Origin of the sequence: Mesorhizobium sp. M7A.F.Ca.CA.002.05.1.1 (assembly GCF_003998335.1) — a bacterium.
GTDB lineage: Bacteria > Pseudomonadota > Alphaproteobacteria > Rhizobiales > Rhizobiaceae > Mesorhizobium.
The window spans coordinates 1-4,710 of record NZ_RZQI01000458.1; the positions used below are offsets into that span (position 1 = coordinate 1).

Genomic DNA, 4,710 nt, shown 5'->3' on the forward strand with positions numbered 1-4,710 from the left:
AAGAGACCGTGTTCGTCGGCAAGGCGGGATGGCGGCCCGCTGTGGCGAAGCGTGCCGGCGCTGACGACATAGACGCGGTCGGCGAAGCGCAATGCCTGCCTGGCGTTCTGCTCGACCACCAGCAGCGTCAGCCCTTCCGCCTTCAGCTCGCCGATGAAATCGAAGATCTGCACGACGATCTTCGGCGCCAGTCCCAGCGACGGCTCGTCGAGCAGCAAAAGCTTCGGCCGCGACATCAGCGATCTGGCGATGGCCAACATCTGCTGCTCGCCACCCGATAGCGTGCCGGCCGCCTGCCCGTAGCGTTCGGAAAGCACCGGAAACAAGGCCAGGAAGCGCTCGATGTCCTGGCGCACGCCCTTGGGATCGCGCCGTATCGCCGCGCCAAGCCGAAGGTTCTCGCCGACCGTCAGATTGGCGAAGATGTGCCGGCCTTCGGGGGTGGAGGTCAGGCCGGCGCGAATGCGGTCCTCGGTGCGGACACGCGAAATGTCCTGGCCGTCGAGAACGACGCGGCCGGAAACCGGCGTGACCAGGCCGGTCAGCGCGTTGATGGTCGAGCTCTTGCCGGCGCCGTTGGGGCCGAGCAGGGCGACGAGTTCGCCCCGCCCGACCTTCAAGCTGAGGTCGCGCACCGCGCTCACCGCGCCGTAGCGGACGACCAGATTGTCGACGCTCAGCACGACGAGGTCTGCACCGAAGTCTCGATCCGTCATCGCTCGCTGCCCGTCAGTTCAGCGCCGGAACGAAGGTCGGCGGCGTGTCGGTGATCAGCACCCGCTTGCCGTTCGCAAACCCCATCACCGGCACGGCCTTGACCGGATAACCCTTCTTCTCGGCGAAGGATATGACCGGCGCCGTGGTGCCGGGATAGCCGCCCGGCGCGCGGATCGCCTCGCGCAAGGCGGCGGGCTCGACCGTGCCGGACTTCTTCGCCGCCTCGTAGCTGATCTGCACCATGTCGGCGCCAAGCGCGTCGAAGATGCCGTTGATCTTGTAGCCGTCGGCCTTGCACTGGGCCAGGAACTTGTCGATCGGGCTGTCGACGCCGGTCGCGCCATGGGTGGCGAACATCACCTTCTCCAGCGATGCCGGATCACCCACGGTGCCTTCCAGCGACTTGTCGTCGAAGGCATCGCAGCCGGCCACCCAACCGTCATAGCCATTGGCGCGCAGCTGGCGGATGAAAATGCCGACATCGGGCAGCACGCCGCAGATGTGGATGGCGTCCGGCTTCTGCGGCAACGCCTTGATGCTAGCGATCTGCGGCGACCAGTCTGATGTGCCCCAGGAATAGTTGAGCTTGGAGACGACCTTGCCGCCGAGATGCTCGAACACCTCGCCGAACCATTCCGGCAGCTTTTCGGAATAAGAGCCTGCATCGGGCGAGACCATCAGCGCCACGGTACGCGCGCCCTTGCCGTAGAGCGCATTGGCGGTCGCTGCCGCATTGATCGGATCCGGCACCGCGCCGGCAATGAAATTGTCGAGGCCGGCCTGCTGCATCTCAAGCTGCGTGTTCGGCGCCGAGAATACAGTGGCACCATAGGGCGCGGCGATCTGCGCTGTCGGGATCAGCGCATCCGGGAACGGCACGCCGGTGATGACCTGGGCGCCGGCATCGAGGAATTTCTGGCCGAGCGACACCGAAAGCTGCGGATCGGAGCGGTTGTCCTCGATCATCAGCTCGACCTTGGGATCGCCGGCGCCTGCGGCCTTGTTCAATTTGTCGGCCATGCAGCGCGCCCCTTCGGCCTCGCTGTAGGGTGCGTAGGTGCCGGTCATTGCCACCGCGAGCCCGATCTTCAGATCGGCGGCACCGGCATGCGTCACCTGCAAAAGCCCCGCCGCCACGACCGCGGCCCCCAAAATCATCTTCTCCATTTGACCCCTCCTTCTCCCTTGTTGTTGGCGCTTAGGGCGCCGTCACGATGTCTCGGACTGCCCGACATAAACCTCGATGACGCGCGGATCGCGCCACACCGCTTCGGTTTGCCCGGACGCGATCACCTGGCCCTGATCCATGACGCAGAGCCGGTCGCAAAGCCGGTTGATGAATCGCAAATCGTGATCGATGACGATGGTCGCGCAGCCGACATCCCTGCGAATGCCCTCGATCGCTACCGCCAATGTCTCGGACTCGCCTTCGTTGAGGCCGGCCGCCGGCTCGTCGAGCAGCAGCAACGATGGGCCCAACGCCAGCGCGCGGGCGATTTCGAGCCGACGCTGGCTGCCATAGGACAGCGTGCCGGCCGGAACGTCGGCGAAGCCATCCAGCTGATATTGCGCAAGCAGTTGATCGACGCCGATGCGTGCCGCCGCTTCCGGCCGAACCGCCTGGCAGGTGATATGGGCGACCTCGACATTCTGCCGGACGGTCAAATCCTTGAACAGCCGGATGGTCTGGAACGTACGCGCGACGCCGGCCCGCGCGCAATGCTCAGGACCGTGGCCGGTGATCTCCTTGCCCGCCAGCCTCACACTGCCGGTGTCCGGCTTGAGCACGCCGGAGATGGCGTTGACCAGAGTGGATTTGCCGGCGCCATTGGGGCCGATCAGGCCGAGGATTTCGCCGGCCTCGCAGGCCAGCGAGGCACTGCGCAACGCCTGCACGCCGCCAAAGGTCTTGCTGACTGCCTCAACCGACAGCATCGGTTCCATCTCCCATCCGGCCGATGGCTATTTCTCCTGTCGGCCGGTGAACAGGATGCTAGACCCCGGACTTTTCCATAACAAGTATTTTTTTCCATTTTAGAAAATATTCTTGAGAGGCCCCAAACTTTCGGGCCCGGATTCCAGTCAGGCCGGGATCAGACCCCGGCGCCGGCCGGCAGCCCGTCGCGCGGCACTGTGTTCGACATCAGCATGATCACCTGCTCTTCGCCCAGCGCGATATAGGCGTGCTGCATTTCGCCATCGAACAGGATGCTGTCGCCCGGCTGCAGCACGGTTGGATCATAATGGATCGTGTGCAGTTCCAGGCTGCCGCTCAGCACGTGGATGAACTCCTCGCCCGAATGGCTGCGCCAGCCACCGTTCTCCTCAAAACTCTTCGCGCGCAGCGTGACACGCCAGAAAATGTTGGTCTTGTCGCGAAAATCGCTGCACAGGACCTCGAATTCCATTGCGTTGCCCTGGTGCAGGATGCCGCTGCCGGCGCGCGTGATCGAGCGCCGCGCCTGCATGCCCGGCTTCGGGCTGAACAGGAAGGAGGCCACCGGCACATGCAGCACGCCGGCGATCATCAGTGCGACGTCGACCGTCAGCCGGGCTTTGCCGTTCTCCAGTTTCGACAATTGCGAAACCGAAAGGCCGGAGCGTTCGCTGAGATCGCGCAGCGTGATGTTCCGCTCCTTGCGCGCATCGCGGATCTTGCTACCCACATTGCCCTGCATCACCCGCGCCCTTGGCTGTCGTGTTTCCAATTCGACAAGCTCTAGCGGCGCGCCTCGGGGGCGTCCAGCCTTTAGACGGCTACGGCTGGTTTCGGCCATAACGACATCGCAACGGTGGCAAATACGGTTTCTAGCGTGCGGCTGACGAGCTCGAATGTTTCCGGATCGGAAAGCAGGTCGTTGCGGACTTCGAGATAAAGGCAAGGCCTGCCCTGCTCCAACCCGTGCCGGTTCAGCGTGTAGCCAACTGCCTGACGCCAGTCATACGGCTCGTTGTCGCCGATCCTCAACCCGGCCTCGGCGCCCCGCGCGCCAAGCGTTTTCAACACCGAGGTGACGAAGGGGGACTGCTCCCGCCACAGGACGCCGATGTCGACATTGCGCCTGACGCCGCCCATCACCGGGGTGAAGGAATGCACCGAGATCAGCGCCTGCCGGCCAGCCGCGGCGTCGATAACAGCCTGTTCGACCGGCGCCCAGGCGATCATCTTGCGCAGCCTGACATCGACTGCATCGGGCGCGAGATTGCCAGGCACCGGAATGCCGCCGAGATCCGGGCGCATGAAGTCCCATTCGCCGGCAGGCCGGTTGTAGTCGAGGAACAGCCGCGAATAATGCGCGACCACGGCCGGCGCCCGCAATGTCTGCGACAGCCGGCGCGTCAAGGCATCGATGCCGATGTCGACGGCGAAATGCGTGCCGAGATAGGGTGCTGCGAGGCCAAGGTCATGCCATGGCGCGGGCACCAGATTGCCCGCATGTTCGGCGATCAGCAGATAGGGGCTCGCCGCCTCGATCCGCAGCCGCTCGACACTGGCGGCGGCCAGCGCGGCGACTGCTCTCTCATCAAGCTCTGCAAGGCTCGCGGCGCTCACCGGGCCGTCCTCCGGATCAGCCGATGACGGAGCGGACATGATAGGCCTTGGCCGCTGTCGCCTCCGCCAGGCCGGCGCGGCCATTGGTGCGGCCGAGGCCGGAATTCTTGATGCCGCCCCAGGGTAGATGCAGGTCGGCGTGGTCGCAGCGATTGAGATAGACGGTACCGGCCTCGACCTCGTCGAGCAGCGCCACGCCGCGCTCGATATCTGTGGTCCAGATCGAGGCGCTGAGGCCGAAATCGCTGTCGTTCATCAGGCCGATCGCCTCGTCATCGCTGCCGACGGACTGGATGCAGGCCACCGGCCCGAACAGTTCGTCGCGCATGATCCGCATGCTGTGATCGACACCCACCAGCACTTCCGGCGCGACATAGGCGGCGCCAAGACCAGAGGCCTTGAGCGTTCCGTCTCGCGGCATCAGGCGCCGGGCTCCTGCC

6 protein-coding genes are annotated in these 4,710 nt (G+C 64.9%); all 6 read right to left on the reverse strand.

Going from position 1 to position 4,710, the window contains the following annotated elements; genetic code table 11:
• Nucleotides 1-683, reverse strand: a 683-nt coding sequence (locus tag EN939_RS21430) for an ABC transporter ATP-binding protein (RefSeq protein ID WP_206528315.1), incomplete at its 3' end; no start/stop codon positions are given.
• Between the two features lie 46 nt (nt 684-729).
• The gene (locus EN939_RS21435; protein ID WP_127269566.1) at nt 730-1,884 is read right to left on the reverse strand and encodes an ABC transporter substrate-binding protein; all 1,155 of its coding nucleotides are present in this window, start codon (nt 1,882-1,884) and stop codon (nt 730-732) included.
• Nucleotides 1,885-1,926: 42 nt separating this feature from the next.
• Complete coding sequence (locus EN939_RS21440) at nt 1,927-2,652, reverse strand: ABC transporter ATP-binding protein (protein WP_127269567.1); 726 nt, start codon at nt 2,650-2,652, stop codon at nt 1,927-1,929.
• 158 nt (nt 2,653-2,810) lie between these two features.
• Nucleotides 2,811-3,395: a helix-turn-helix domain-containing protein gene (locus EN939_RS21445; RefSeq protein WP_127269568.1), complete on the reverse strand. Its 585-nt coding sequence runs from the start codon at nt 3,393-3,395 to the stop codon at nt 2,811-2,813.
• 71 nt (nt 3,396-3,466) lie between these two features.
• Nucleotides 3,467-4,270 (reverse strand): N-formylglutamate amidohydrolase, encoded by an 804-nt coding sequence (locus tag EN939_RS21450; RefSeq protein ID WP_164748798.1) that lies wholly within the window; start codon nt 4,268-4,270, stop codon nt 3,467-3,469.
• A gap of 16 nt (nt 4,271-4,286) precedes the next feature.
• Nucleotides 4,287-4,710, reverse strand: a 424-nt coding sequence (locus EN939_RS21455; protein WP_127269570.1) for an aldehyde dehydrogenase family protein, incomplete at its 5' end; no start/stop codon positions are given.